The sequence below is a fragment of the Salinibacter sp. 10B genome (genome assembly GCF_002954405.1).
GTDB lineage: Bacteria > Bacteroidota > Rhodothermia > Rhodothermales > Salinibacteraceae > Salinibacter.
Genome location: NZ_MQWC01000004.1, coordinates 3,343,917 through 3,367,844, shown reverse-complemented (window position 1 = coordinate 3,367,844; position 23,928 = coordinate 3,343,917). Strand labels below are relative to the sequence as shown.

Here is a 23,928-nt window from a genome sequence, read left to right as displayed (position 1 = left end):
ACGAAAGACGTAAGCCAGGCGTCTGTTTGTGAGAAAATGTGTGATGCTCCTCCCCTCGGCCCTCTGCCCATCGTCGCCGTTCAATCTTTCGTCCGCGTTCCTATACGTCTCCGAACAGCTACAAGGCGTCCCTCCGAAACCGGCACGTGCTCCAACCTACAATGGGCGTATCATCTTCCGTCGCACCTTCTCCCCCCACCCGAGCGGTAGATTAAGCGCATCTCACCGTCTACCGGGTATTCCTTTCCGATTTGCAGAAGAACGGCGACGAAGCTGTCCCGATCGGGAATACGAAAATGGATGACTCTGACTACTCGCCTGAACGCGTTCCGGCGCATACGCCTAGAGTCTCTCGGCACACTTCTCCTGTGCTTTTGACTCCACTGGGCCTCTTGAGAAAAAGTGGATCACCTACGTTCATGACTCTCTCTTGATCGCTCTTGATCGCGCACGCCCACACTCAGGCGAAGAGACGGAGTTGATCGTTGCCCATGCGACTGAGGACGATGCTTCAGCACCGGCGTCCCCTGCTCGGAAACCAGTCCAACGTCAGAATTGAACGATCGGCACTCGACTCGCTCTGCCAGACACGCCACTGTTTGAGACCCAAACGCCCCCTATACCCGGCTCGTGCTATCGTGCACAGTATGTCAGCGCTTCAAAAGGACGCTCCTTCCCAAAAAGCACCGTCGGCGCTCGAGACATTTCTGTGGGGTTATCGAGATTGTCCCTCGGACATGGTGGATCCTCCTTGTGCAGCGCACCCTGAAAGCACGTCCTCACTTCGTTCAGGGCGCAGCCCAAAACTACTTCCTCACTTCGCTCAGGGCGCAGCCCAAAACTACTTCCTCACTTCGTTCAGGGCGCCGCTGGACTCCAACGGCACTCCGACGTGTCGGTCCTGGGATTAATCTCGCAAAGGCACACAGATGCCCAGGAGCCGACGAGGAATGGTGGGAGCTGAAGACGGGTACATATGCCCCCACAGATATCACAGCGCGTTCCACGAAGCAAAATCCATCGGCGTCGTCAAGGAGAAAGGACACTCCCTTATTCGAACGCCTGCACGAAGAATTCCCCGCGCGCACTCCTTCATTGAACGGGACCGAAAAGACGTACGGCAGATATGCGTTGCTTACCCGCACCGTCCGTCGTTCCCCTGGTTACGAGAGAGATGAACGGAATCATCAGGGAACCATGCCTTGCCCCTAGGAGGATTGCTGGGCAGAAGCTTCGCCTTCCCCGTGCGTGCCCTGTCCGTACGTCCACTGCACGGCATACTGCAGCAGCTCCGAGACGGTGTCGAACCCGAGCTTTTCCTTGGCTCGCCGACGGTACGTTTCAATGGTCTTTCGGCTCAGGCTTAGCCGATCCTGGATTTCCTGAACGCTGTAGCCCTGTCCGAGCATCTGGAAGACCGCCATTTCCCGATCGGTCAGCTCGTCGATCGCAAAGCTCGGCTCTGCCGTGCGCCCCATGGCCACCTTGTTGAGAATCCGCGACGACATTTTGCGGCTCAGGTAGACCTCTCCATCATGGGCGGATCGAACGGCCTCGATAATATTCTTCGTCGGCTCACTTTTCATGAGATACCCCGCCGCCCCGGCCCGAATGGCCCGCTCGGCGTAGACGTTCTCATCGTACATGGAGAAGACAATCATCCGCACCTCCGGATACTGAGAACGCACATTTTGGACGAGATCAAGCCCGTGCGCATCATTCAACGAGATGTCGACGATGGCAACGTCAGGCTGAATTTCCTCAATCTCGCGAAAGGCCTCATCGGACGAACTGGTTTCCCCGCAGATCTCCATGTCGATCGTGCCTTCAATGGTGTCGCGGATGGCCTCGCGGATGGCGGGGTGATCGTCGACGAGGTAGACACGAATATGGTCTGTGGAGCGGTCATTCGACGACATAGTGTAGAAGGGACTTGTGGTAAACGGAGTGGATGTTTGGAGGAAGACTCGGCGGCTACAATCCGCGTTGCTCCTAAAATAGCAGAGGATACGAGAAAGGTAACCCTCCGACCGCTGTTTTCAAAATAAAAGGAGAAATTCCCCTCCTCCGCGTCATCCTTTGGATGAGATTCGGAGTGTCGGCCTTCGCCCCATCTGAAATAAAAAAAGCGAGACGAACCTGCCGGTCCGTCTCGCTCTGAAGAGCGGGTGATGGGAGTCGAACCCACGACCTTCTGCATGGCAAGCAGATGCTCTAGCCGCTGAGCTACACCCGCATTGGAAAGTTCATTCTCTTCTCCATTAGAAGAAGCACGAGGTTGGACGGGACATTATGCGTTCCGTTCCGAAGAAAACCCGATCTTTTCAGATCCTTCGTCCCGGTCGGGATTATCGGATGCCTCGCCCTCAATGGTGAGCGTCATGCTAAGCGGAATGGCGTCCTGCGACGCCCAAAATGCCCGCCCGTCGGCGTTGGAGGTGAGCACGCGCAGCCGCACCCGTTGCGCTCCAATCTGGTCGGCCCAGTGCCGCACGGCACGCACCAGCTGGGTGCCGTATCCCTGACGCCGGCTCTCGGGACGCACGTACAACTCGTCCAGGTACACCTCTGAGCTCTCCTCGTAGATCGGGGCGGGCCCCCACCGTCGCGCCGACGCGAATCCGACGATACTGCCTTCTTCATTCTCCACCACGTAGAGCCGAGCGGTTTCGTCGTCGAGCCACATGGGGAAGTCGTTCTCCCAGCGCTCGCGCGCGTCGTCGGAAGCCCCTACCCGATCGTCCATCTCCGACTGGGCAGTGAGAAGTGTCATCCAGAGGTCAGCCACCGCGTCCTGATCGGACATTCGGGCCTGTCGCACGTCGGGATGATCCATATCGATCTCCAGTTGTCGAGAATGCTGTGAACACGAGGCCCCTCCAGAACGGAAGGAGGCCCAGTACGAACGGCGGTTACGCGTCCTTTGCGGCCGCGACAGCGGACGCAGGGTGCAGTCGGCCGTCCTCGGCAAGCAGCTCCGCATTCAGGATGGCCCCTCCCGCGGCGCCGCGCACGGTATTGTGCGAGAGCAAGACGAATTTCACGTCGTTGACTGGGCAGTCCTGGATGCGCCCCACGGAGACCGTCATGCCGTCGCCCGCGTCGACGTGGCGCTGGGGCTGCGGGGCGTCGGGGGCGTCGAGCACCTGAAGAAAGGGATCCGGCAAGCTCGGCAGCGACCGCCCGGCAAGCGGCGACCGGTAGTCTTTGAGCGTCTGCTCCACCTCCGCGGCCGTCACGTCCTCGCGGAAGCGAACCGACGTGCAGGCAAGGTGCCCGTTCCGCACCGGCACGCGCGTGCATTGGGCACTCACCGTAAGGTCGGCCGGCTCAACGGCAGAGCCGGTTAGCGTGCCCAAAATCTTCAGGGGCTCGGTGGCCATCTTGTCCTCCTCTCCCCCGATGTAGGGTACGACGTTGCCCACGGCGTCGAGCGACGGGACCCCCGGATACCCGGCCCCAGAAAGGGCCTGAAGCATCGTCACCTGCACGGCCTCTACCTCGAAGGCATCCATCAATGGACGCAGGCCGCAGACGAGCCCCACGGTCGAACAGTTCGGATTCGTCACGATGAACCCGTCGCTCCCCCAGTCCTGCTGTTCGATCAGCGCCGCATGCTCATGGTTCACCTCCGGCAGAAGAAGCGGGACGTCCTCCTGAAGACGGTAGTTCTTCGCGTTCGAGATTACCGGAAACCCTGCCTCAGCAAAGTCTTTCTCCACCTCGCCGGCCACCGAGGAACTGAGCCCCGAAAACACGAAGTCGCAGTCCAGTGCGTCTGGCTCGGTCGGTTTTACCTCCAGCGCCGCTACGTCGGACGGAATCGGCTTCCCGCTCAGCCAGTTCGCCGCCTCACGGTACGATTTCCCAGCCGACCGCTCTGACGCCGCCACTTCGACGACATCGAACCACGGGTGATCGGAGAGGCGGCGGATGAAGGTTTGTCCCACGGCGCCGGTGGCGCCAAGGATTCCGACACGAAAGTTGTCCATGACTCTGCTCGGTTGGTCTTCGAATGTGGGTCTCAGTAAAATAAGCACTCACGCTCCGAGACGCCTTTACCGTCGCCGATCCAACGGACGAGATGCCCCGTCTCGGTCCCAACGAGTATCCAAGGCGTCGGCTGCGGTTCTCTTGCGTATTTCAGTCCCAAACAACGTCCTTGCTGTGCTCGGGATGCGGTTGCCCACTTTAAGGCTCGCGCACTACGGAATACGAAATCCCCCCACAACGTTCCTTCTTCAGCAGACCGGCTCTCCCGAGCGACGTTCCTTCGTGAAGGAAAATCCAAAGGAACCCGCCCTCGATCATTCCCCATCAAAGCTTTGCCGGGCATCGTTTGGCCTTCGGCGTCGCTTTTGTAGCTTGTAAGATACCCACGCATTTGCATTCATCAACGCTGCACGTCCATGCCTGCTTCCGACCCCGCTACGCTCATTGACGGACGCGAAATTGCCCAATCCGTCCGCGACGAGGTCAAATCCGCAATCAACGACTGGACCGAGACGCACCGTCCCCCCTTTCTCTCCGCCGTCCTCGTGGGCGACAACCCGGCGTCGAAGGCGTACGTGCGCGGGAAGGAAAAAGACGCCGCCGAGGTGGGCATTGAAACCGACACCCACCACTTCGACGCCGACCTGCCGGAAGAGGAGCTTCTCAACACTGTACACGAGCTCAACGAAGACGCATCGGTCGATGGCATTCTGGTCCAACTCCCCCTCCCCGACCACATCGACGACCGCAGCGTGATTGACGCCATCGACCCGCAGAAGGACGTGGACGGCTTTCATCCGGAGAATCTAGGACGACTCCTGCTCGGCAGTCCGTCGTTCATCCCCGCCACCCCCTACGGCATCGTGGAAATGCTGGATCGCTGCGACCTCGACCCCGAGGGCATGGACGCAACCATTGTAGGCCGCTCGAACATCGTGGGCAAGCCGCTGGCCAACCTTCTCATGCAGCGCGACCAAAACGCAACGGTGACCGTGTGCCACAGCCGTACGAAGGATCTGGCCGAACACGTCCGCCAGGCCGACCTCGTGGTGGCGGCGCTCGGGCAGGCCGAATTCATTACGGCCGACATGGTAAAAGAGGGGGCCGTCGTCATCGACGTTGGCATTAACCGAGTTGAGGACGCCTCGAAGGAGCGGGGCTACCGGCTCGTGGGCGACGTGGACTTCGACGCCGTGAAGGAGAAGGCCTCCTGGATCACCCCGGTCCCCGGCGGCGTCGGACTGATGACGCGGGCCATGTTGCTTAAGAATACCATGACGGCCGCCCGGTTGCACGCTTCTGCGTAGATGCTCCAAGCCTCTCGTTTCGCCATGTCCGACGGTTCCGAGGCCCCGCAGTCCATCGTCCAATCCTCTCAGCAGAGTCAGACGGCCCCCGCTGACACGACAGTGATCAACGGAGCCGTCAACGAGTTCAGCAACGCCTTCAGCGAGGCCCTGCGACTGCTGACGGAAGGGCAATGGGAAGCACTCTACGAGCACCTGTCCTCAGGACTCGTGTATCTTACGGGCCTCTTCCTGGAGCGCGGCCTGTTGGCCCTAGCGGCGTTTTTACTGTTATACATCATTTACCGCGGCCTCGATACGGCTCTCCACCGCGGCCTCGACCAGGCCGAGAGCATCGAGCCCGGCCTCCAGAGCGTTCTGCTCAAAACGTTCCGGGTGGTCATGCTGGTATTCATCGGCACGGTCGTGCTCGACCAGCTGGGCCTCAACGTCGCTGTCCTCATTGGCGGTTTGAGTATTGCCGGTATTATTGCCGGTTTTGCCGCGCGCGACTCGCTGGAGAATTTCATTTCCGGCGTCACCATCCTCGTCGACAAGCCATTCCGGGTGGGGGACTACATCGAGGTGGAGGACGAGTATGGACAGGTGGACGAGATTACGCTCCGCTCCACCCGCATCCGTACCGTTCGCAACGAAATCATCGTGCGTCCCAATTCGCAGATGATCACACAGCGGGTCGTAAACCATACGAAGCGCAACGTTCTGCGCGTCGATATTGCGTTCGGTATTGCCTATAAGGAGTATCCGGAGGAGGCCCGCGAGGTACTGCTGCCGCTCACCGAGGACGATGACCGTGTGCTCTCGGAGCCGTCCCCCACAGTGGTGGTGACGGGCATGGGGGACTCCAGCGTCGACATGGCCCTTCGCTTCTACATCCGAAACCCAAGCGAGGAGGTGGCCATCCGGTGGGACTATACCGAAAAGGTGCGCGAGGCACTGCGCGAAGCCGACATTGAGATTCCGTTCCCGCACCGTCAGCTGTTCCTCGACGAGGCGAAGGCGTTTGAAGGGACCAAGCTCCTGTCACCGGTCCGGAGCGGGACTGGGACGTCGGAGGAGTAGGTCCGCCTCCTGGGAGATAGACTCGATATCGGCGTACGGATGCCTGACGGGAAGCCGTCCCGTTCTCCCACGAATTGGATCAGTCCTGCACGGTTACAACGACGGTTCGCTCACGGGGCTTTACGTCGCATTCGAGATGGAAGATCTGCTGCCACGTGCCTAGGATGGGCTCGCCGTCGCCCACTGGTACCGTCACGGACGGCCCAAGCGTGGTGGCCTGCACGTGCGAGTGCCCGTTGCCGTCGTGCCAACGTTGCTCGTGGGCATAGGTGCGGTCCGGCGGAATAATCTCGTCGAGCAAATCCGGGAGGTCCTGCTGGAGTCCCGGCTCGAACTCAATAGTGCCCACTGCCCCTGTACTGCCCACGTTGTGGACGTGTGCGAGTCCTGTCTCGATGCCCGAGGCCCGCACAATCTGCGTCACGGCCTCCGTGAGGTCGTGCATATCGCGATGGCCCGAGGTGGAAATCTCGATGCGGTCCTGATAACTGCTCATTTCTCTGGCAATTGGAAATGGAGTATTCGAGAACGCAATGGAACCCCGACGGCTCGTGATCTACCCCGTATCCACGCTTGGGAATGTGGGCACATGAACGCCGTGCCCAGAACGACGCCGACACCGGGTCCGAACGCAGGAGACAGTTGTTCAGGATCGCGTTCCTGTTGCTGGAGGGGGAAACGGACGATCTCCCAATTCAGAACTCGCCCCTCACGGACTCGCCTCCCACATACGCCCACCCTCACGTACCGACATTCGAGCCCCTCCTACGGCTTGGACTCCTCTCCCTGCCCCCAGTCCCAATCGCGAAGCGCGTCGAGAGCGTCGTAGGCCGTGAGGTCGTGCTGGATGGGCGTCACCGACACGTATCCTCGCTCCACCGCCGTCGTGTCCGTCTTTTGCCCGTTGTCCAGATCGACGAACGTGCCGGCCAGCCAGAAATACTGCCGGTCGGCCGGATCGGTGCGCTCATCGAATCCTTCCTCCCAGCGGGAGCGTGCCTGTCGCGTAACCGCCACGCCTTCAATCTCTTCCGGAGACACAGCCGGCACGTTTACGTTTAGCAGAATGCCGGAGGGGAGCCCTGTGCGCAACACGAGCCGGGTGATGCGTCGCGCCCACTGGCGCGCCGCCCGGAAGTCGTCGGACGACCAGTCACAAAGGGAGAACGCAATCGCGTCGACCCCAAGGATGGAGCCCTCCGTTGCGGCACTTACCGTGCCGGAATACAGCACGTTCACGGCGGTATTGGGGCCATGGTTGATGCCGCTCACCACCAGGTCCGGCTTCTCGTCGAGCAGCTCGTGGCAGGCCAACTTCACCGAATCGGTGGGCGTGCCGGACACGGCCCACGCCGGAATGGGCCCCGACGACGTCGAAAATTCGACCTCGTGCGCCCGCACAGGGTCGCGCACGGTAATGGCGTGTCCCACCGCACTTTGCTCTGATTCCGGCGCCACGACGTAGAGGTCTCCAACGGAATCAAGGGCGTCGGCCAGGGCCTGAATGCCCGGTGCGGTAATCCCATCGTCGTTGCATAAGAGAATGCGCGGGACGTCTTCTGAGGACGACTGATTCATCAACAAGTAAGCGTCAGATAGAGAAACGGTGACCCGACCCCTCAGTCTCAGTAGCTTTCCTCTTCGGAGGGAAACGAGCGACTTCGCACGTCGGCCACATAGTCCCCGATGGCTTCGGTGATGGTGTCCTCAAGCTCCGCGTAGCGACGGACGAAGCGGGGATTAAAGTCCGTGGAGAGCCCCAGGGCATCGTGGGACACGAGCACCTGCCCGTCCGTGCTTGCTCCGGCCCCGATCCCAATGGTCGGAATGGAGAGCGACTCGGTCACCTCCGCAGCAAGCTCCGCCGGAATCTTTTCGAGCACGATTGCAAAGCAGCCTGCCTCCTCCAGCCGTTTGGCATCTTCCCGGAGCTGCTGCGCTTCTTCCTCCTCTTGCGCCCGCACCTGATAGGTGCCAAAATCGTAGATGCTCTGCGGCGTGAGCCCAAGATGGCCCATTACGGGGACGCCCGCCTCCACGATTCGCTTCACAGTATTCACCACCGGCTTGCCTCCTTCCAATTTCACGGCGTGGGCCCCCGCCTCTTTCATCATTCGGATAGCAGAATGCAATCCCTCTTTTTCATTGCCTTGATACGACCCAAACGGAAGATCGACCACCACCAACGACCGGCTGATGCCCCGCACCACACACTGCGCGTGGTAAATCATGTGCTCGAGCGTCATCGGCAGGGTCGTTTCGTTGCCGGCCATCACGTTCGAGGCCGAATCGCCCACGAGCAGGACATCGATTCCAGCCTGGTCGTATAGGCGCGCCGAGGTGTAGTCGTAGGCAGTGAGGACAGCAATCGGCACGCCGGCCTCCTTCATCTCCTGAACGGTTTTCGTCGTCACGCGGGTCACGTCGGCAACGTCGGGAAGAGACGAATCAGAACCCATATCGGAAGCTGTAATCAAAAAAAAGAGACCGCCCCCCTTGAGGGAGCGACGAATGCGGGCGAGAAATACGCCCAGTGGGACCCCTTAACATAGAAAGGAGGAGTGCGCTCTCCAAATGCAGCCCCTTCGTCTTCCAGAAATCGGCCGCGTGCGTTCCCCTTTCAAAGAGCCTCCGCTCCTCCCCCAAATACGGAGGGCCGGACCCAGTCCCGGATCCGGCCTCCACCCATCATGTTGCGGCAAAGAAGAAGGACGTCTTATTGCCCTCCGCCCTGTGTGGTCGGCGTACCGTTCGGCTGCACCGTGGGCGACGGTTCCGCCGGAGCCTGCTGAAGTTGAATCCCCAACTGCTGGGCCACGTCCGGCGAGATGTTGACAACCGAACTACTGTTCTCGTCAACGTCGAGCAGCGCCTGGCTCCGAAGCACCACGTCCAAGTTCTGCTCCGATGCCACCGACTCAATTGCACTCTGCAGGTCCTCGAGCAACGGTTGCATCAGTTCCCGCTCCCGCTGTCGGAGCTCCTGCTGCCGCTGCTGCGAAGACTTCTGAAGCTGCTGCTGCAGCTGGCGCAGTTCACGCTCGCGCTGGGCCCGCGCCGAGTCGGAAAGAAGCGACTGCTGCTGCTGGTACTGCTGCATCTTTCGCTGCAGCTGCTTCTGCTCCTTCTGGAGCTCTTGCTGCTGCTGTCGCGCCTCCTGCTGAAGCTGGCGCTGCACCTCGCTCATCTCCGGCATGTTCGCCAGCAGGGCCTCCTGATTGGCGTATCCAATCTTTTGCCCCTGTGCGGTCGGCAGCAGGAGGAACGATGAAAGAACCAGTGCAACGACGAAAGTAGAAACTCGATTAGCCATAGTGGTAGAAGACGTTCTCAGGAAAAGCGTTATGTCTGCAGTAGAAAAAGCACTTCGATCATCGGGCCTACTGCCGCCCTCCGCTCTGCTGGTCAACATTGATGCCAAGTTCGAGAAGCACTCGATCGCTCAAGTCGTGTTCGTCTCGGGCATACAGGAAGAGCGCATCGCCCTTCTGGTCGACCACGTAGTCGTATCCGTCGGCCGTGGCAACACGTTCGGTCGCTTCGAGAATGCGCTCTTGGAGGGGACGCATAAGCTCCTTCTGTCGGGTATAGAGCTCTCCTTCCGGCCCAAAGTATTGCTGTCGGAGTTGTTCAACCTTCGTGCGGGCCTGCTGAATGGCCTGTTGTCGCCGTTTCCGCTCTTCTTCGGTGTACAGTAGCTCTCGGGCCTCAAATTCTTGCTCGAGTGTCTCCACCTTCTGCCGTCCCTGCTCGATCTCCTTCCGCCACTTCTGCTCCAGCTTGTCGAGCTTCTGTTGAATCGTGGCGTATTCGGGCATGTTGTTCAGCACATACTCGGTATCGACATACCCAATTTTTTGCTGAGCAGCGGCCGGTGCCGCCCCTCCAATTCCGACGACGCACCATGCGAGTACGGCCCATAGCAGCCACGTCCCCAGCGCAGGCACGTGCATCCAGCGAGAGAACCGAAGGTGAAGCAACAGTCCAGTGCTGTCGACGAAAGAGGACACGAAGTGGTCAATCGATCGCTCACCCTCCCTGGCTTATCGGCCGCCCTGTCCCAGTGAGAACTGGAACGTCCAGTTCGGCGTCCCCTCGCTTCCCCCAATCGGGACAAACCGATCGAAGTTGTACCCATAGTTGAATTCGAGCATCCCTACAATCGGCAGGAAGAGCTTGACCCCCACGCCCGCCGACCGGTAGAGATTCGACGGGTTGTAGGTATCGAGACTGCTCCAGGCCCCTGCAGCATCGAGAAACAGATAGGGCCGGGCCTGCAACTGGCGCGACTGTACGGCCATCCAGCGGAACTCAGACGTATACTTGTTGAGCACGCGCCCGCCAGCCGGCTCCAGCCCCGTCGCCCGCTGCACTTTTGGCCCGATCACCCCGCGCGGATATCCTCGCATAAAGACCGGTTCGGTTCCGAAATTCCGTCCCTGGTAGTCGAAGGCCGTGCCTCCCACCTCGAACCGCTCAAACCGCACCGGATCGCCGGTAATCGATCCAATGTACCCAAAGTTCGTCGCCACGCCGAACGAGAAGTGCTCCCCGAGCGGCACGTTCCAGTTGGTCGTAAGCTTCCACTTGTGGTACTGCTCGAAGTCTCCCAGCGGCGGCGCCACCTCCACCGAGAGCCGCACATTCGACCCCGAACTTGGGAAGCGTGGATTGTCGAGCGAATTGCGGGTGAGGGACTGCTGTATACTCATCGACTGGCTTCGCCCCGTCGGAATACTTCCGAAAAGCCCCACATTCTTCCGGTTGTTCGTCGCCGTGGAGTCGAAGATAAACCCTCTATTGTCGTAGAGCCGATAGCTCACGGTCGTCCCCGTCTGGAAGTTGTCGTCGGGCCAGCCGAGGCGCTGCCGGACAAAGAAGTTGGTCGAGAAGTTTTGGAACCGACCGTCCTGTACACTGCTTCGGCTCGAATAGAAGCCGCGGGTGTACTTCGAATACGAGATGGAGCCCCCGATGGGCGTGGGCCGCCCTCGAAACCACGGCTCCGTAAACGAGAGCGAGTAATTTTGATAATAGCGCCCGTTGGTTCGGACGTTCATCGAAAGCTTCTGTCCGTCGCCGGAGGGAAGGGGCTTCCAGGCACTGCCGTCGAAGAAATTCTGGGCCGAGAAGTTGTTGAATTGAAACCCAAGCTGGAGCACGATGCCAAACTGCCCAAAGGTCCCCGACAGCTCCAACTGGTCACTCCCCACCTCTTCCACATCGTAGGTAAGGTTCGCTTCTTTTTCCTCCTCATCAACACTGACCGACGGACCGCCCTTCAACGACTGCTTACTGAAGTAGCTCAGCTGACTCAGGCGCCGGATCGACTCCTGAATCGCACTTCGACTGAAGCGCTCGCCCGGCACCGTGTACAGCTCGCGCCGGATGACGTAGTCGTTGGTCTTCGTGTTTCCACTAATTTGGATGTCTCCAAACTCGTACACGTCCCCCTCCCGCACATCGAATGTGATGTCGAGCGAATCTCCCTCCGCCACCCGTACGGTTGGTTGCACGTCGGCCCGCATGTAGCCGCGGTCCATGTACATGCCCAGAACGTCAGTCCCCTTCTGGTTCCCGTAGAGGTTTTTTTCCATGGCTACGGCATTGTACACCTCGCCCTCTCGGAGCCCCAAACTATTGGTGAGCCGCTGGTCGGACAGCACGGTATTCCCTTGCCACTCCACGTCACGCACATAGTACTGGTCCCCTTCCCGGACGGTCACGTTGATGCCGATGCCTTCATCGCTGATGTAATACACCGAGTCGGCGACAATCTGTGCATCGTAGTACCCGTGCTCGCGGTAGTGATCGATGACCTTCTGTAGGTCCTCCTCATAGGCATTCCGCTTAAACTTCTCTCCCTTCCAGAAGCGCCACCAGCGGTTTTCCCTCGTCTTCTCCATGGCCCCGCGCAGATCCCCATCATCAAAGCGCTCATTGCCGGTAAACCGAATGCGCTCCACCTCAACCTTCTTTTTCCGCTTCACGTCGAAGGTGAGGGCCACATTGCCGGTCTCTCGCGTCTGCTTTTCCACCTGCACGTCGGTACGCAAATACCCCTTCTCTCCGTAGAAGTCCGTGATGATCTGCTTCGTGCGCTCGACGTCCGAGGGACGAACGGGCCGTCCCTGCACAAGAGGAATCTTCTCCTTGAGGTCGTCCTCGTGCCGCCCCTTGATGCCCGTCAGCTTGTAGTTGATGAGGGTCGGCTCCGGGGTCACCTCGATCACGAGGTCCACCCGATTCCCCTCTCGGTTTTCCTGATAAATGGCAACATCCGAAAACATGCCGATTTCGTAGATCGACCGGATGGCCTCAGCAATTGTGTCTCCCGACGGAAGGGTAATGGTCTGTCCGGTAGACAGCCCACTCGACTGAATCACGAACTGACGTGTTCGCTGATTCTCGATCCCGTCCACACGAATGTTCTTGATCATGTAGCTCGGAGGCCCACTCCTCCCCGTCGCCGTTCCCGGCGTCTGGGCAAAAAGCGGAGAGGCTCCGACAAAGAGCGCTAGCAGAAAGACCGAAAGCGTTGAGCGCATACCGATGAACCACTTGATGAAGAATCTGGCAGCAGACGCTCCGGAGGCGCGAATGCGCGGGTCAAACCGCCCCTTCGACGGGCAGTTTCACTATCGCCTGTCCATTCATGGACATAACGGGGCTTCCCTGAGAATTATTCTTCGAACACAGGGCGGTTTGCCCAACCAATCGTGAAATCTCCCCGAAGGCACTGTTGTCTCGTCCCACAAGGCTCTCTCCGTCGGTCGCGATGACGTACACCGGACCCACGGAACCGATTGACCCAATGGATCCGCCTCAACGAACGCGGTGGGGGGACCGACCGGAATGTCCGTCTTCGTTTCTTTTTTGGGTGTGTTCGCCCTCCCAAGCGCTACGCGTCGCTGGAGGACTCCTCGTAGGCAGCCTGGGCAACCCGCCCGAAGCGACGGTCGCGATCCTGATAGCTGCGAAGGGCCTCATAAAGCTGGTCGCGCCGGAAGTCGGGCCAGTAGTCTTCCGTGATGAAGAGCTCTGTGTAGGCACACTGCCAAAGCAAAAAATTGGAGAGGCGATACTCTCCCCCGGTGCGGATCAGAAGGTCTGGATCCGGAAGTTCGGCTGTGTCCAGCTGAGTATCAATCAGGGCTTCGTCGATTTCGTCGGGCTGGAGCTCCCCCTCCTGCACGCGTTCGGCAAGCGCCCGCATGGCCTCCGCAATTTCATTTCGACCGCTGTACGAGAGGGCCAGTGTCAGCGTCATCCGGGTATTGCCCGCCGTGTCCGCCTTCGTTTGGTCGAGCGCCTCCTGACAGGGTGAAGGCATCTCGGAGAGATCCCCAATCGTCCGAAGGCGAATGTTGTTCTCCATCAGGGTTGCGCGCTCCTCCTGAATCGTATGGATGAGGAGCTCCATGAGGGCATTGACTTCGGGATCAGGGCGCTCCCAGTTTTCGGCACTGAAGGTATAGAGCGTGAGGTAGTCGATGCCAATTTCTGCGCAGGCCTCCGTCACCTCGCGCACGGACGTCACCCCTTCGTGATGCCCCAGAAACCGGGCCTTTTCGCGACGTTGCGCCCAGCGACCGTTCCCATCCATGATGCAGGCAATGTGCGCCGGAAGCTCACCGCGCTCCTTCAACGCACGCTGTCGCTGTTCCTCGGACAGGGACGCTCCGTTGTTTGATGAACCATTCGACGGGTGTCGGGAAGATTCCATAACGTGTTTGGATCCGACCAGGCAAAGACGAGCAGAGGGCACGGCACCAACCTCAGGCGTCGGCGTCTCCCCCTCAACTTCCGAGCAGGAGACCGTGGCCCCACCGTTCCTCCCTGAGAAACTTCGTAACTTCTGAGCCGCAGCTCCTCCATTTCTGACGACAACGTAACATACGAGCGCCTCCGTCCGAAGGTCAACGGCACTGGATCCCTATCTCGTCCATACGCCCCTCTGAGCCGCCCATCGGCAATCCTTCGCAACAATTCATCTATAGCCGAAGGATGTCATTGAAGATCAGAAACGCCATGAAGCCGAGCAGGAGAATCATGCCCACCTGTTGAGCCACAAGTCGCACTCGCACCGACGGGCGCCGACGCGTGACCGCCTCGTAGAGCAGAAACATCAACTGCCCTCCGTCCAGCGCCGGGATCGGGAGGATGTTCATCACTGCAAGGGTCACGGACAAAATGGCCACGAGGCGCCAGAACATGACCGGGCCGCGCTCGGCGGCTTCACTCGTTACCTTCGCGATCATAACAGGCCCCCCCAAGCTTTCCCGAAAGCTGTCTCGCCCAATCACAACACGTTTCAGCGTGACCACAATGTTGCGGGTATTCTCCCACACCGACCGGGCCCCCGCTACGATTGCTTCTCCCGGCCCGAAGTCGACCGTTTTCACCCCGAGTTCCGAATAAATCATCTGTTGCGTGAGGGGGCTTGCCCCGGGCCCTCGTACGCCGAGCAAATACCGCTCCTGCTCGTCGTGATACATCGGGGCGACGGAGGCTTCGAACACGTGTCCCTTCGGCGTCTGCCGGACGAGTACAGCAGGGCCGGCCGACGTGTCGGCCGTTGCCAGTGAGTCTGGCCGCCGCCACCGAAAGGTCACCGGTTGCCCTTCGGTCTCCTGAATGTATGTGCTCATCTCCTGCCAGAAACGAACAGTATCTCCCCCGATCGAGAGGATCCGGTCGCCGGATTGAATCCCGACGGAGTCGGCGGGACCGCCCTTCTGCACCCCTCCGATGAGGGGCGGCTGGTACCCGAGCCCAAAGCCCTGATTGTTATTCTGTGCCCGGCTCAGGCGCGTAATAATATTGGCCGGGCCCACGAGCCGCTCCTCCTTTCCGTCGCGCCGCACGGTGAAGGTAAGGGAGTCGGCCGCAACGAGCGCAGAAGGCGAAATCTGGTCGAAGCGCTCGAACGTCCGATCGTTGACCTCCAGGATCCGGTCGCCCGTACGCAGGCCGATATCGTAGGCCACCGAGCCCTCTTCCACGTACACCTGCTCCACGTTCTGAGCCGGAATGTAGGTTTCCCCCTCTGCCCACTGGATGCCGGCAAAGATGAGAACCCCCAAAATAATGTTGAAGATCACCCCGGCACTGATGACGATGATGCGTTGCCACACCGGCTTGGCCCGGAACTCCCAGGGATCCGGCTCTTCTTCCACGTGGTCGGTGTCGAGGCTTTCATCAATCATGCCACTGATTTTGACGTATCCCCCCATCGGCGTGGCCCCGATGGCGTACTCGGTATCGCCGTAGGTTCGTCCGAAGATGGTCGGCGGAAACCCCACGGAAAAGCGCTCCACCCGCATCCCGAAATACTTGGCCGTCAAGAAGTGGCCGAGCTCGTGGACGAACACCAGGATGGTGATCGCCACGAGGAACCACAGGGTGGACGAAAGAATGCTGATCAGAAGATCCATACAGCGCAGAGACAGTCAGCAATGAGGGACTCGCAGTTGGGAGTCCAGAACCAGCAGAGACACCGACTCTTCAATTCGAGGGTGCGGCGGCACGTTCCTCAACGCGTTGGCGGGCCTCCGCGTCTGTTGCCACCAGCTCTTCAAGGGTCGACGCAGACGTCACCGACATCCGATCGAGTACCTGCTCGATAAGGCGGGGAATGTCGAGGAACGAGATCTGTTCGTCGAGGAAGAGTTCAACCGCCGCCTCATTGGCCGCGTTCAGGATGGCGGGCGCGGTGCCGCCCGCTTCAAGCGCGTCGTAGGCCAGACGGAGGCAGGGGAATTTGTTCGTATCGGGCGGCTCGAAATCTAGTCGTGTACGTTCGGTCATCTCCAGCCGCTCGTGAGGGGCTGGCCAGCGGGAGGGATAGCTGAGTGCGTATTGGATGGGCACCTTCATGTCCGGGACGCCCAACTCGGCCTTGATGGCCCCGTCCGAAAACGCCACCATCGAGTGCACGATTGACTGTGGATGGACCAGCACCTGAATCTGCTCGACGTCCACGTTAAAGAGCCGCTGCGCCTCGATGACTTCCAGGCCCTTATTCATCATTGTGGCGGAGTCGATCGTGATTTTCGCCCCCATGGACCAGTTGGGGTGGTCAAGGGCCTCCTCGACCGTAATGTCGTCGAACGTCTCAGCATCACGCGTCCGAAACGGCCCACCGGACGCCGTCAGGATGAGCGTCTCCACCGTCCGCTCCGACTCGCCCGCCAGACACTGGAAGATGGCCGAATGCTCGCTATCGACCGGAAGCAGCTGAGCGTCATTCCGGTCGAGGACCTCGTTCACCAGCGTTCCCCCCACCACCATCGTTTCCTTATTCGCCAGGGCCACCGTCTTCTCGGCCCGAAGTGCCGCGAGCACCGGCGCAAGCCCTGCAAAGCCGACGACGGCTGCCATCACGACATCTACGTCCGTTCGCGCAACGACCGCACACAATCCGTCCGTCCCCACCCGCACGTCGACCGCCTCACCCGACAGAAGACGCTTCAACTCTCGGGCACGCTCCTCCGTTCCTACCACCGCCACCTCGGGATGAAACTCCTGCACCTGCTCGGCCAGCAGCTCAACGTTGCCGTCACACGTCAGCACCCGCACGTCGAAGCGATCCGGAAAGAGACGCACCACCTCAAGCGTTTGTGTGCCGATGGACCCAGTGGCTCCCAGCACAGCAAGGCCCCGAGGCGCCTCCGTTGACGACGTAGAATCAGACATGAACGGACGGACTTGTCAAAAGAGTCAACGATCAGGGACGTCCCCGGTGTTGCGGCCGGCAACCGGTGGAAACGCAAACCTCTGATGCTTCGTACGGAGCCTACCCAACATGATTCCCGTCTCTTCTCATTTGACGGGTTCTATTGGATTTCTGACGGCGATTTCTTTCATCGGACGCTCTCGTGGTGCAGAACCTGGGCCTTCTTTCTTTCTTCTCCATTCCTACTCCTGGCCTCTTCCGCTACGGAGCTTCCCTCCTGGTCGTCCTCCTGGCGGTCGGTCCCCTCGATCGGGTGGTGCAGGCCCAACCACAGGACAGCACACAGCTTCGGCGGTTCCGCATGGCGGATTCCTACCTCCGGGCCGGCGAGCACGAAAAAGCCATCGGCCTCCTGGAATCGCTCTACGCACAGTCGCCGGACAACGCATCGTTCTACCGAAAACTGAAAGACGCCTACGAGAGCGTCAAGCGCTACGAGGACGCCGTCCGGCTCGTGGAGGATCGGATCGAGGCCAATCCCTCTCCCCATCTCATTGCCGAGAAAGGCCGTTTGCTGTATCAGAAGGGAGACGAGCAGGGGGCGGAACAGGCATGGACGGCGGCCATCGAGAGTGCTCCCGAACGGGCGTCCACGTATCGGATCGTCTACCAGGCACTCGTCGACATTCGCCGCTTCCGTCGTGCCATTGAGGTGTTGCAACGGGCGCGCGAGCGCCTTGACGACAACGGTCTCTTCCGCACGGAGCTTGCGTACCTCTATGGCCTCGATGGCCAACACGGCAAGGCCATGAAGGAATACGTGACCCTTCTTGCCGAGTCGCCCAACCGGCTCGCCCTCGTGCGCAACCGACTGCAAACATTCGTCGAGCAGGGCGAAGGCATCTCGTCGAGTGTGGATGTGCTTCAGGACGCCGTGGAGGAGCACCCGCTCAATCCCGCCTACCGCGAGCTGCTGGCCTGGTTCTACATGAAAGAAGACAACTACGCGGCTGCATACGACGTGTATCGTGCGCTCGACCGACTCCAGCAGCAGCAAGGCGAATCTCTCTACCGCTTCGCCCAGAAGGCGGCGGACGCCGATGCGTTTGACGTGGCCACGACCGCATTCGAAGCCATTTTGGAGCGTCACTCGGACGCCCCCATTGCCCCCGACGCCCAACGCGCCCTCGGCGCCACTTACGAACGGTGGGCCGAGTCTGAAGGCGACGGCGCTGCCCCCGACTCCACCGCCCGTTACGATGCCGCCCGTGCCGCCTACAAGACGTTCTTGGAGAACTACCCGACGCACAACGCCTCCCCCTCAGTGCGGGCCACGCTCGGAAACCTTCAACTGGACGTCTATCGACATCTGGATGCGGCCCAGCGCACGCTGAAAGACGTGGTGTCTTCTCATCCCGAACACGCAGCCGCGAACGAGGCCCGGTACGACCTGGGCCGGGTCGCCCTGCTCCGGGACAATCTCGACCGGGCGCGCCTCCTCTTTTCCCGCCTGAGTGAACGGCTCCGAAGTGGCGACCTGGCCGATCAGGCCCGCTTTGAGCTTGCCCTGCTCCAATACTACCAAGGCTCGTTCGAAGCGGCCCGCACCCAAGCCGAAGCCACAAGTGCCAATACGTCCGCAGATGTAACCAACGACGCCATCGACCTCAGCGTCCTCATTCAGGAAAACAAAGGGCCGGATTCACTGAACACGCCGCTCCGGCAATATGCACGCGCCCAACTCGACATTCGACAGCACCACTACCAGAAAGCAGACGCCCGGCTCGACTCCCTCCTCCAACACTACGGGCGGCACTCGCTCGCTGACGACGCCCGCTTCCGTCAGGCCGAGGTCGCCCTCGCTCAAGGCGACACCACAACGGCCCTGCAGCACTACCGCACACTTCCGCAGCGCCACCCTCGCAGTCCCTTTGCCGACCGGAGCCTCTTCCGTCTCGGCACCCTCTACGAGGCTCAGGGCAATCCCGAGCAGGCCGCCAAGCTGTACGACCGCCTGCTCACCGAGTATCCCAGCTCGCTCCTCGCGAGTGACGTGCGTACCCGCTTGCGTGCCCTGCGCCGCCCCCAGGGCTAACTTCGCCATCCATCCCCCACTGCCAATGTCTGTTCGCCCTCTTTTCTATACCGTTCTGCTCCTTCTGCTCGCCTGGAGCGTGGGTGCGCCTGTCGGGCAAGCGCAGGACGTGCTCATTCCCATGGACAATCAGCAGTCCGACCACCTGAAAGCATACGGGGCCGTCTACGGAACCCTCAACGCCGGACAGAAGGTGGACTGGCTCCTCAACTATCGCGGCGGCTCGTTTCTCACCAATGCGACGACTGCCGTGAAGCAGGAGCTTCGCACGCGGGGCGTCTCGTTTCAAGAAGTGGGCGGCGCTCAGGCCTCGCAGATTATTGCCAAAGTGGAGGCGGACGGCAGCAACATGGCCGTCGTGCCCCTGGAGAAGGCCCCCAAGATCGCCGTGTACGCCCCCAGCGGGGCCGTGCCCTGGGACGATGCCGTCCGTCTTGCCCTCAACTACGCCGACGTGCCGCACGATGTCATCTACGACGACGCGGTGCTCAACGGCAAGCTCGATCAGTACGACTGGCTTCACCTGCACCACGAGGACTTCACCGGCCAGTTCGGCAAGTTTATCCGCTACCGAAACGAACCCTGGTACATCCAGAAGCAGAAGACGGCACGCGAGCTTGCCCGCAAGCACGGCTATAGAAAAGTAAGCCAACTCAAGCTGGCTGTCACTCAGCGCATCCGCGACTACGTCCGACGTGGGGGATTCATGTTCTCGATGTGCTCCGGCACGGAGACCTTCGACATTGCCCTGGCTGCCCGCAAGACCGACATCGTGCCGGAAGCGTACGACGGCGACCCGGTGAACCCGAACGCGCTCGACAAGCTGGACTATGGTCCCACCCTGGCGTTTACCGACTTCCGCCCCAACCTAAACGCGCAGGAGTACTCGCACTCAAACATCGACGTCGGTCCCCCGCCCACTCAGATCCGCGACCCGTCGCTCGACTACTTCACCCTCTTCGATTTCAGCGCAAAGTGGGACCCCGTGCCCACTATGCTCACGCAGAACCACGTAGCCACGGTGAAGGGATTCGTCGGGCAGACGACGGCCTTCAAAAAGGACCTCGTGAAGGAAGACGTCGTGGTCCTCGCCAAGCCGCCCGAGCGCGACCAGGTGCGCTATCTTCACGGAACGCTCGGGCAGGGAACCTTCACCTTCTATTCCGGCCACGACCCCGAAGATTATCAGCACTTTGTAGGCGACCCCCCCACCGATCTGTCCCTCCATCCCAACTCCCCCGGCTACCGGCTCATCCTCAACAACATTCTCTTCCCGGCTGCCAAGAAGAAAAAGCAGAAAACGTGATCGGTTTTGCCTTGTTTACAGGCGTTTCGTGTGGATGGAGGAAGGGGCCGGCTCCGAGATCGTAAGATTGCGTGTTGCCTTGTTGCCCACGCCCTCATATCACAAAGTCCCCCGTCTCTTCCAATGGCCCCTTCGCCCTCGTCCAAGCCGGTCTCGGCCTCGACCTGCATGATGACCGAGATTGTGCTGCCGAACGACACCAATAGCCTCGGCAACATGATGGGGGGGCGCCTCCTGCACCTGATGGACAAGTGCGCGGCGATCTCTGCTCAGCGCCACGCCAACCGGGTCTGCGTGACCGCTTCGGTCGACAATGTCGAGTTCCAATCCGCCATTGAGGAAGGGGAGATTGTCGTGGTGAAGAGTCGGGTCAACCGGGCGTTTCACACGTCAATGGAAGTGGAGCTGAACGTGTGGGCCGAAAACCCAAAGGCCGAAACGGAACGAAAGTGCAACCGAGCCTTCTACACGTTCGTCGCGATTGACGAGGACGGCGCAACCGTGGATATCCCCTCGATCGAGCCGCAAAGCGATGAAGAGCGGGAACGATACGTCTCGGCAGCCAAGCGCCGCGACATTCGGCTCGTGCTGGCCGGCCGAAAGGAGTTGCAGGACGCCTCCCACTTCAAGGAAGACATGCTCACAGCCCTCCAGCGTTCGTCCGATGCCTCTGAGTGATGCGCCCTTTCCCCGGTTCTGGCGCGGGGCTGCTCAATGCGTCGTGCTCTTCGTCTTGCTTTTACTCGGGGCCGCGATTCCACTGAAGAGCCATGCCCAGCGTGAGCCCGGCTCAGTCACAATCGGATTTGAGATCGGTCACCTGGGCGGGGCGACCGCAAAGCTCTACCGCCCGGACGGCGTCTCCTACAGCACGCTCCTCACCACCGACGGGGATGACTTCGCGGCGTTGTATCTCCACCGCCTCTGGGAGCGCCCTGTGTCCGATTCGCTCGTCCATATCTACTATGGACCGGGCCTCTATGGACGAGGCCAACAGCTGGACGTCACGCCCACCGTCGAAACCGGTGTCAGCGGTCAAATCGGCCTTAATTTTTACAACGAACGGTTCGAGGTTTTTCTCCACGCCACCCCAATTCTTCGCCTCCACCCGTCGCTGACCCCACGCCTTGCGGGAAGTGTGGGCCTCCGCTACGATCTCTTTCAGCCGGATGGATGACCCGTGCAGCATCTTGTAGGTGGCGTGGCGTTGCCTCACGCAGTGGTCGAAGCCGCACCAGGACGCCCGAAGCGGCTCGGCCTCGGACAGGCACAGCACAATGCGATCTGTACCAGTAACTGCCGACGGTCACGACGTTAATTCGTCCAGCTCGTCCGGGTCCCGCTTTAGAAGCCCCTGCTTTTTGTAATAGATCATCGTGGTGTCGAGCGTGCCGTGCCGCATTCGCTGCTTCACCTCATCGAGCGGCATGCCATCATTGAGCCAGATGAGAGCCGCCGTGTGGGTGAGACTGTGAGGTGTCACGCCCTTCCGCTTGATTTCGGCCTTTTTGAGGTAGCCGTTGATGCGGCTGCGGACGGAGCGCGTCTTGAGGCGCTTGCCGTCGGAGCGGTGGCCATGCGAGACGAAGAGCGGATCTTCGGGGTGTACGTCGTCACGCGTGTCCAAGTACGCCTCCACGGCCTCCAGCACTGGGGGATCAAGCGGGGCCTCCTGGTCCTTCACCGTGCGCCCTTTTCCCTGTACGCGCAACACAGGTCCCATCAGCGTGTGCTCAAGATCCTCCACGTTGGCCCGCACGATTTCAATCTCACTCAGCCCAGCGTAGAGCATCAGGTAGACGATGGCCGTGTCGCGCTTGTCGATGGCCGTAGTCGTCCCCAACACCTCCTCCAGCGCCTCGATATCCTGTTCGGTGAGGACGGACCGTGAATGGGAGTCGGGACGGCGATTGCCCTTCACGCCCGTTGCCGGATTCTCGGTGAGTTCGCCGATGTCGGTAAGGTACTGACAGAAGCGACGCAGGGCCGTGAGATACGTCGACACGGACACCTGGCTCAGCTCCCGCTCCTCCATGAGATACGTCTTGTAGTCGCGCACATCGTCCTCTGTAAACCGGAAATTATTCTCCTGCACGAACCACTTCTCGAAGCTGTTGAGCGAACGGCGATACGTACCCACCGTCTCGTCACTCTTGTCCGCCAGATAGTCATCCTGAAACGCCTGCAGATGGTCGCGCAGTTCTCGAAGCGTGAGGGAGAGATCGTTGGTCGGTGTATCGTCGGACATGGGACCGGAAAGATCGATGAGAACGGCCCGCTGCAGGAAACTCAGCAGAGGACAAAAACGGAAGGTCTTTCTCGAAAGACCACATTATACAATCAAGGGCCTGTTCTCGACGGTGTCAATAACGGAATCTTCCGCACGGGGACGCTTCTAAAGCTAGTGGTGCGTCACGTTTTCCATGTCGGGGAGCACGATGGACCAGTGGACGGTCTTCAGGCCGCAGAATGACGCATTCAACACAGCGTGTTCAATTCGAACTCCGACAGCTTCAGTTTCACTGACCACTAGAGCCGCTTTTACATTGACACCATCTGTGATATTGCTTAACTGAAAGGACATCAGCACTTCCTAAAGCGTGCCCTCCTTTCCGGCCCCTGGCCCACGACTGCGGTGACAATCGTCCCCTCCCCGATGACTTCCCCCCGACGCCCGATCACGGTGACCATTTTTCTCGTGCTCGTAACGGGGTGCGACCCGACGGTGGAGTCCTTCCACGACAATGAGCGGCACTACTCTCTTTTCGGAGTCCTCAATCCCTCGGCCGATACCCAGTTTGTACGCGTCGAGCCGCTCCGCGACGGCCTGCTGGTCCGCGACCTGAATCGCTGAACGCGGCGGTGACGCTCACGAACCGATCCACGGACCGGACCCTCTCCCTTCGGGATTCTCTGTTTCGTTACCTCGACCCGGCCACCGCGCACAACTACTACACGACCGCTCCGATCGACTCGGGCACAACCTACCGGCTACGGGTGCGAGGACCAGACGGGACCACGAGTTACGCCGACGTTCCCATTCCCGCCTCCGGCCCCACGCTGTCCGTCGTTTCTCCTGTGACCACCCTCAATGCGTTGGAGTGCCGCAATCCGTACCCGGCACATCCAACCACGACCATCGCCGTCCGAGAAGCAGAGCGAGTGGTCTCGGTACGGGCTCTCTACGATTTGGGTCGGGTGTGGACGTACGGACACCTGGCCGATACGCTGCACACAACACCGGGGACCGTTGAGGCTCGAATCGAATATCTGGACGACCTCTGTGGACTTCCGGGCGCGCGTGTGCCCGACAGCATTCAGGTGATGGTGGCGGCCGGCACACCGGAGTGGCCTGAATTTCTTCGACTGGATCGGGAAACGGAACTGCTGCCCGGTGTGGCCTCGAACGTAGCGAACGGCGTGGGCTTTGTCGGTGGCATCGTGACCGATACGGTCACCGTGTATCCGTATTCCGAGAATTGAGTCG

The 23,928-nt window shown here is 60.4% G+C and carries 21 protein-coding genes and 1 tRNA gene; 8 read left to right on the top strand and 14 right to left on the bottom strand.

Translation table 11 applies throughout. The features are described 5' to 3' along the window. Positions 1 to 1,208: 1,208 nt before the first annotated feature. The 4 genes from BSZ35_RS13730 to asd form a co-directional block, all read right to left on the bottom strand. Positions 1,209 to 1,919 carry a response regulator transcription factor gene (locus BSZ35_RS13730; RefSeq protein WP_105012977.1) on the bottom strand — a complete coding sequence of 237 codons (711 nt, stop codon included), beginning with the start codon at positions 1,917 to 1,919 and terminating at the stop codon, positions 1,209 to 1,211. Positions 1,920 to 2,163: 244 nt separating this feature from the next. Continuing rightward, positions 2,164 to 2,236 (bottom strand) — tRNA-Gly (locus tag BSZ35_RS13725). A 54-nt stretch (positions 2,237 to 2,290) separates the two neighbouring features. Then, positions 2,291 to 2,836: a GNAT family N-acetyltransferase gene (locus BSZ35_RS13720; RefSeq protein ID WP_146110102.1), complete on the bottom strand. Its 546-nt coding sequence runs from the start codon at positions 2,834 to 2,836 to the stop codon at positions 2,291 to 2,293. Positions 2,837 to 2,912: 76 nt separating this feature from the next. After that, the gene (gene asd, locus BSZ35_RS13715) at positions 2,913 to 3,992 is read right to left on the bottom strand and encodes an aspartate-semialdehyde dehydrogenase (protein WP_105012976.1); all 1,080 of its coding nucleotides are present in this window, start codon (positions 3,990 to 3,992) and stop codon (positions 2,913 to 2,915) included. A 417-nt stretch (positions 3,993 to 4,409) separates the two neighbouring features. Here asd and folD point away from each other — a divergent pair, with 417 nt between their 5' ends. Then, a complete protein-coding gene (gene folD / locus BSZ35_RS13710) occupies positions 4,410 to 5,300 on the top strand; it encodes a bifunctional methylenetetrahydrofolate dehydrogenase/methenyltetrahydrofolate cyclohydrolase FolD (protein ID WP_105012975.1) in 891 nt (296 codons plus the stop codon). 24 nt (positions 5,301 to 5,324) lie between these two features. Further along, positions 5,325 to 6,362, top strand: a complete 1,038-nt coding sequence (locus tag BSZ35_RS13705) for a mechanosensitive ion channel family protein (protein ID WP_105013846.1) — start codon at positions 5,325 to 5,327, stop codon at positions 6,360 to 6,362. Positions 6,363 to 6,441: 79 nt separating this feature from the next. Here the strand turns inward: BSZ35_RS13705 and BSZ35_RS13700 are convergent, their stop codons facing one another. From BSZ35_RS13700 to BSZ35_RS13660, 9 genes are all read right to left on the bottom strand, one after another. After that, complete coding sequence (locus BSZ35_RS13700; RefSeq protein WP_105012974.1) at positions 6,442 to 6,858, bottom strand: secondary thiamine-phosphate synthase enzyme YjbQ; 417 nt, start codon at positions 6,856 to 6,858, stop codon at positions 6,442 to 6,444. 269 nt (positions 6,859 to 7,127) lie between these two features. Continuing rightward, positions 7,128 to 7,940 (bottom strand): 5'/3'-nucleotidase SurE, encoded by an 813-nt coding sequence (gene surE / locus BSZ35_RS13695; protein WP_105012973.1) that lies wholly within the window; start codon positions 7,938 to 7,940, stop codon positions 7,128 to 7,130. A 47-nt stretch (positions 7,941 to 7,987) separates the two neighbouring features. Continuing rightward, a complete protein-coding gene (gene panB / locus BSZ35_RS13690) occupies positions 7,988 to 8,821 on the bottom strand; it encodes a 3-methyl-2-oxobutanoate hydroxymethyltransferase (protein ID WP_105012972.1) in 834 nt (277 codons plus the stop codon). 257 nt (positions 8,822 to 9,078) lie between these two features. Continuing rightward, positions 9,079 to 9,675 carry an OmpH family outer membrane protein gene (locus tag BSZ35_RS13685; RefSeq protein ID WP_105012971.1) on the bottom strand — a complete coding sequence of 199 codons (597 nt, stop codon included), beginning with the start codon at positions 9,673 to 9,675 and terminating at the stop codon, positions 9,079 to 9,081. Between the two features lie 67 nt (positions 9,676 to 9,742). Next, positions 9,743 to 10,372, bottom strand: coding sequence for an OmpH family outer membrane protein (locus BSZ35_RS13680; RefSeq protein ID WP_258096438.1), 630 nt, complete (start codon positions 10,370 to 10,372; stop codon positions 9,743 to 9,745). A gap of 33 nt (positions 10,373 to 10,405) precedes the next feature. Beyond that, positions 10,406 to 12,910: an outer membrane protein assembly factor BamA gene (bamA, locus tag BSZ35_RS13675; protein WP_105012970.1), complete on the bottom strand. Its 2,505-nt coding sequence runs from the start codon at positions 12,908 to 12,910 to the stop codon at positions 10,406 to 10,408. A gap of 353 nt (positions 12,911 to 13,263) precedes the next feature. After that, entirely contained in the window at positions 13,264 to 14,088 is an 825-nt protein-coding gene (locus tag BSZ35_RS13670; protein WP_105012969.1) for an isoprenyl transferase, read from the bottom strand. 268 nt (positions 14,089 to 14,356) lie between these two features. Further along, positions 14,357 to 15,799 carry an RIP metalloprotease RseP gene (gene rseP / locus BSZ35_RS13665; RefSeq protein WP_105012968.1) on the bottom strand — a complete coding sequence of 481 codons (1,443 nt, stop codon included), beginning with the start codon at positions 15,797 to 15,799 and terminating at the stop codon, positions 14,357 to 14,359. Between the two features lie 70 nt (positions 15,800 to 15,869). Further along, complete coding sequence (locus BSZ35_RS13660; RefSeq protein WP_105012967.1) at positions 15,870 to 17,060, bottom strand: 1-deoxy-D-xylulose-5-phosphate reductoisomerase; 1,191 nt, start codon at positions 17,058 to 17,060, stop codon at positions 15,870 to 15,872. Between the two features lie 182 nt (positions 17,061 to 17,242). On the opposite strand from BSZ35_RS13660, the gene BSZ35_RS13655 reads away from it, so the two are divergent. From BSZ35_RS13655 to BSZ35_RS13640, 4 genes are all read left to right on the top strand, one after another. Then, positions 17,243 to 19,135 (top strand): tetratricopeptide repeat protein, encoded by a 1,893-nt coding sequence (locus BSZ35_RS13655; protein ID WP_105012966.1) that lies wholly within the window; start codon positions 17,243 to 17,245, stop codon positions 19,133 to 19,135. Positions 19,136 to 19,160: 25 nt separating this feature from the next. Continuing rightward, positions 19,161 to 20,441, top strand: a complete 1,281-nt coding sequence (locus tag BSZ35_RS13650; RefSeq protein WP_258096432.1) for an asparagine synthetase B — start codon at positions 19,161 to 19,163, stop codon at positions 20,439 to 20,441. A gap of 123 nt (positions 20,442 to 20,564) precedes the next feature. Beyond that, the gene (locus tag BSZ35_RS13645) at positions 20,565 to 21,119 is read left to right on the top strand and encodes an acyl-CoA thioesterase (protein ID WP_105012965.1); all 555 of its coding nucleotides are present in this window, start codon (positions 20,565 to 20,567) and stop codon (positions 21,117 to 21,119) included. Continuing rightward, entirely contained in the window at positions 21,106 to 21,618 is a 513-nt protein-coding gene (locus BSZ35_RS13640; RefSeq protein WP_105012964.1) for an RNA polymerase subunit sigma-54, read from the top strand. Before BSZ35_RS13645 ends, BSZ35_RS13640 begins: the two co-directional genes overlap by 14 nt. A gap of 129 nt (positions 21,619 to 21,747) precedes the next feature. Here the strand turns inward: BSZ35_RS13640 and BSZ35_RS13635 are convergent, their stop codons facing one another. Further along, positions 21,748 to 22,689, bottom strand: a complete 942-nt coding sequence (locus BSZ35_RS13635) for a tyrosine-type recombinase/integrase (RefSeq protein WP_105012963.1) — start codon at positions 22,687 to 22,689, stop codon at positions 21,748 to 21,750. Between the two features lie 408 nt (positions 22,690 to 23,097). On the opposite strand from BSZ35_RS13635, the gene BSZ35_RS13625 reads away from it, so the two are divergent. Both BSZ35_RS13625 and BSZ35_RS13620 read left to right on the top strand, forming a co-directional pair. Then, on the top strand, positions 23,098 to 23,295 hold the full coding sequence (locus BSZ35_RS13625; RefSeq protein WP_105012961.1) for a hypothetical protein: 198 nt from the start codon (positions 23,098 to 23,100) through the stop codon (positions 23,293 to 23,295). Between the two features lie 8 nt (positions 23,296 to 23,303). Continuing rightward, on the top strand, positions 23,304 to 23,924 hold the full coding sequence (locus BSZ35_RS13620; RefSeq protein WP_105012960.1) for a hypothetical protein: 621 nt from the start codon (positions 23,304 to 23,306) through the stop codon (positions 23,922 to 23,924). The last annotated feature ends 4 nt before the right edge of the window (positions 23,925 to 23,928 follow it).

Bases quoted from the DNA above. Each gene is read 5' to 3' on its own strand.
- BSZ35_RS13645 (WP_105012965.1), top strand. From the start codon at position 20,565: ATGGCCCCTTCGCCCTCGTCCAAGCCGGTCTCGGCCTCGACCTGCATG.
- BSZ35_RS13625 (WP_105012961.1), top strand. From the start codon at position 23,098: ATGACTTCCCCCCGACGCCCGATCACGGTGACCATTTTTCTCGTGCTC.
- BSZ35_RS13685 (WP_105012971.1), bottom strand. From the start codon at position 9,675: ATGGCTAATCGAGTTTCTACTTTCGTCGTTGCACTGGTTCTTTCATCG.
- folD (WP_105012975.1), top strand. From the start codon at position 4,410: ATGCCTGCTTCCGACCCCGCTACGCTCATTGACGGACGCGAAATTGCC.
- BSZ35_RS13640 (WP_105012964.1), top strand. From the start codon at position 21,106: ATGCCTCTGAGTGATGCGCCCTTTCCCCGGTTCTGGCGCGGGGCTGCT.
- surE (WP_105012973.1), bottom strand. From the start codon at position 7,940: ATGAATCAGTCGTCCTCAGAAGACGTCCCGCGCATTCTCTTATGCAAC.
- panB (WP_105012972.1), bottom strand. From the start codon at position 8,821: ATGGGTTCTGATTCGTCTCTTCCCGACGTTGCCGACGTGACCCGCGTG.
- BSZ35_RS13700 (WP_105012974.1), bottom strand. From the start codon at position 6,858: ATGAGCAGTTATCAGGACCGCATCGAGATTTCCACCTCGGGCCATCGC.
- BSZ35_RS13720 (WP_146110102.1), bottom strand. From the start codon at position 2,836: ATGGATCATCCCGACGTGCGACAGGCCCGAATGTCCGATCAGGACGCG.
- rseP (WP_105012968.1), bottom strand. From the start codon at position 15,799: ATGGATCTTCTGATCAGCATTCTTTCGTCCACCCTGTGGTTCCTCGTG.
- BSZ35_RS13660 (WP_105012967.1), bottom strand. From the start codon at position 17,060: ATGTCTGATTCTACGTCGTCAACGGAGGCGCCTCGGGGCCTTGCTGTG.
- BSZ35_RS13705 (WP_105013846.1), top strand. From the start codon at position 5,325: ATGTCCGACGGTTCCGAGGCCCCGCAGTCCATCGTCCAATCCTCTCAG.
- bamA (WP_105012970.1), bottom strand. From the start codon at position 12,910: ATGCGCTCAACGCTTTCGGTCTTTCTGCTAGCGCTCTTTGTCGGAGCC.
- BSZ35_RS13650 (WP_258096432.1), top strand. From the start codon at position 19,161: ATGTCTGTTCGCCCTCTTTTCTATACCGTTCTGCTCCTTCTGCTCGCC.
- BSZ35_RS13670 (WP_105012969.1), bottom strand. From the start codon at position 14,088: ATGGAATCTTCCCGACACCCGTCGAATGGTTCATCAAACAACGGAGCG.
- BSZ35_RS13730 (WP_105012977.1), bottom strand. From the start codon at position 1,919: ATGTCGTCGAATGACCGCTCCACAGACCATATTCGTGTCTACCTCGTC.
- asd (WP_105012976.1), bottom strand. From the start codon at position 3,992: ATGGACAACTTTCGTGTCGGAATCCTTGGCGCCACCGGCGCCGTGGGA.
- BSZ35_RS13635 (WP_105012963.1), bottom strand. From the start codon at position 22,689: ATGTCCGACGATACACCGACCAACGATCTCTCCCTCACGCTTCGAGAA.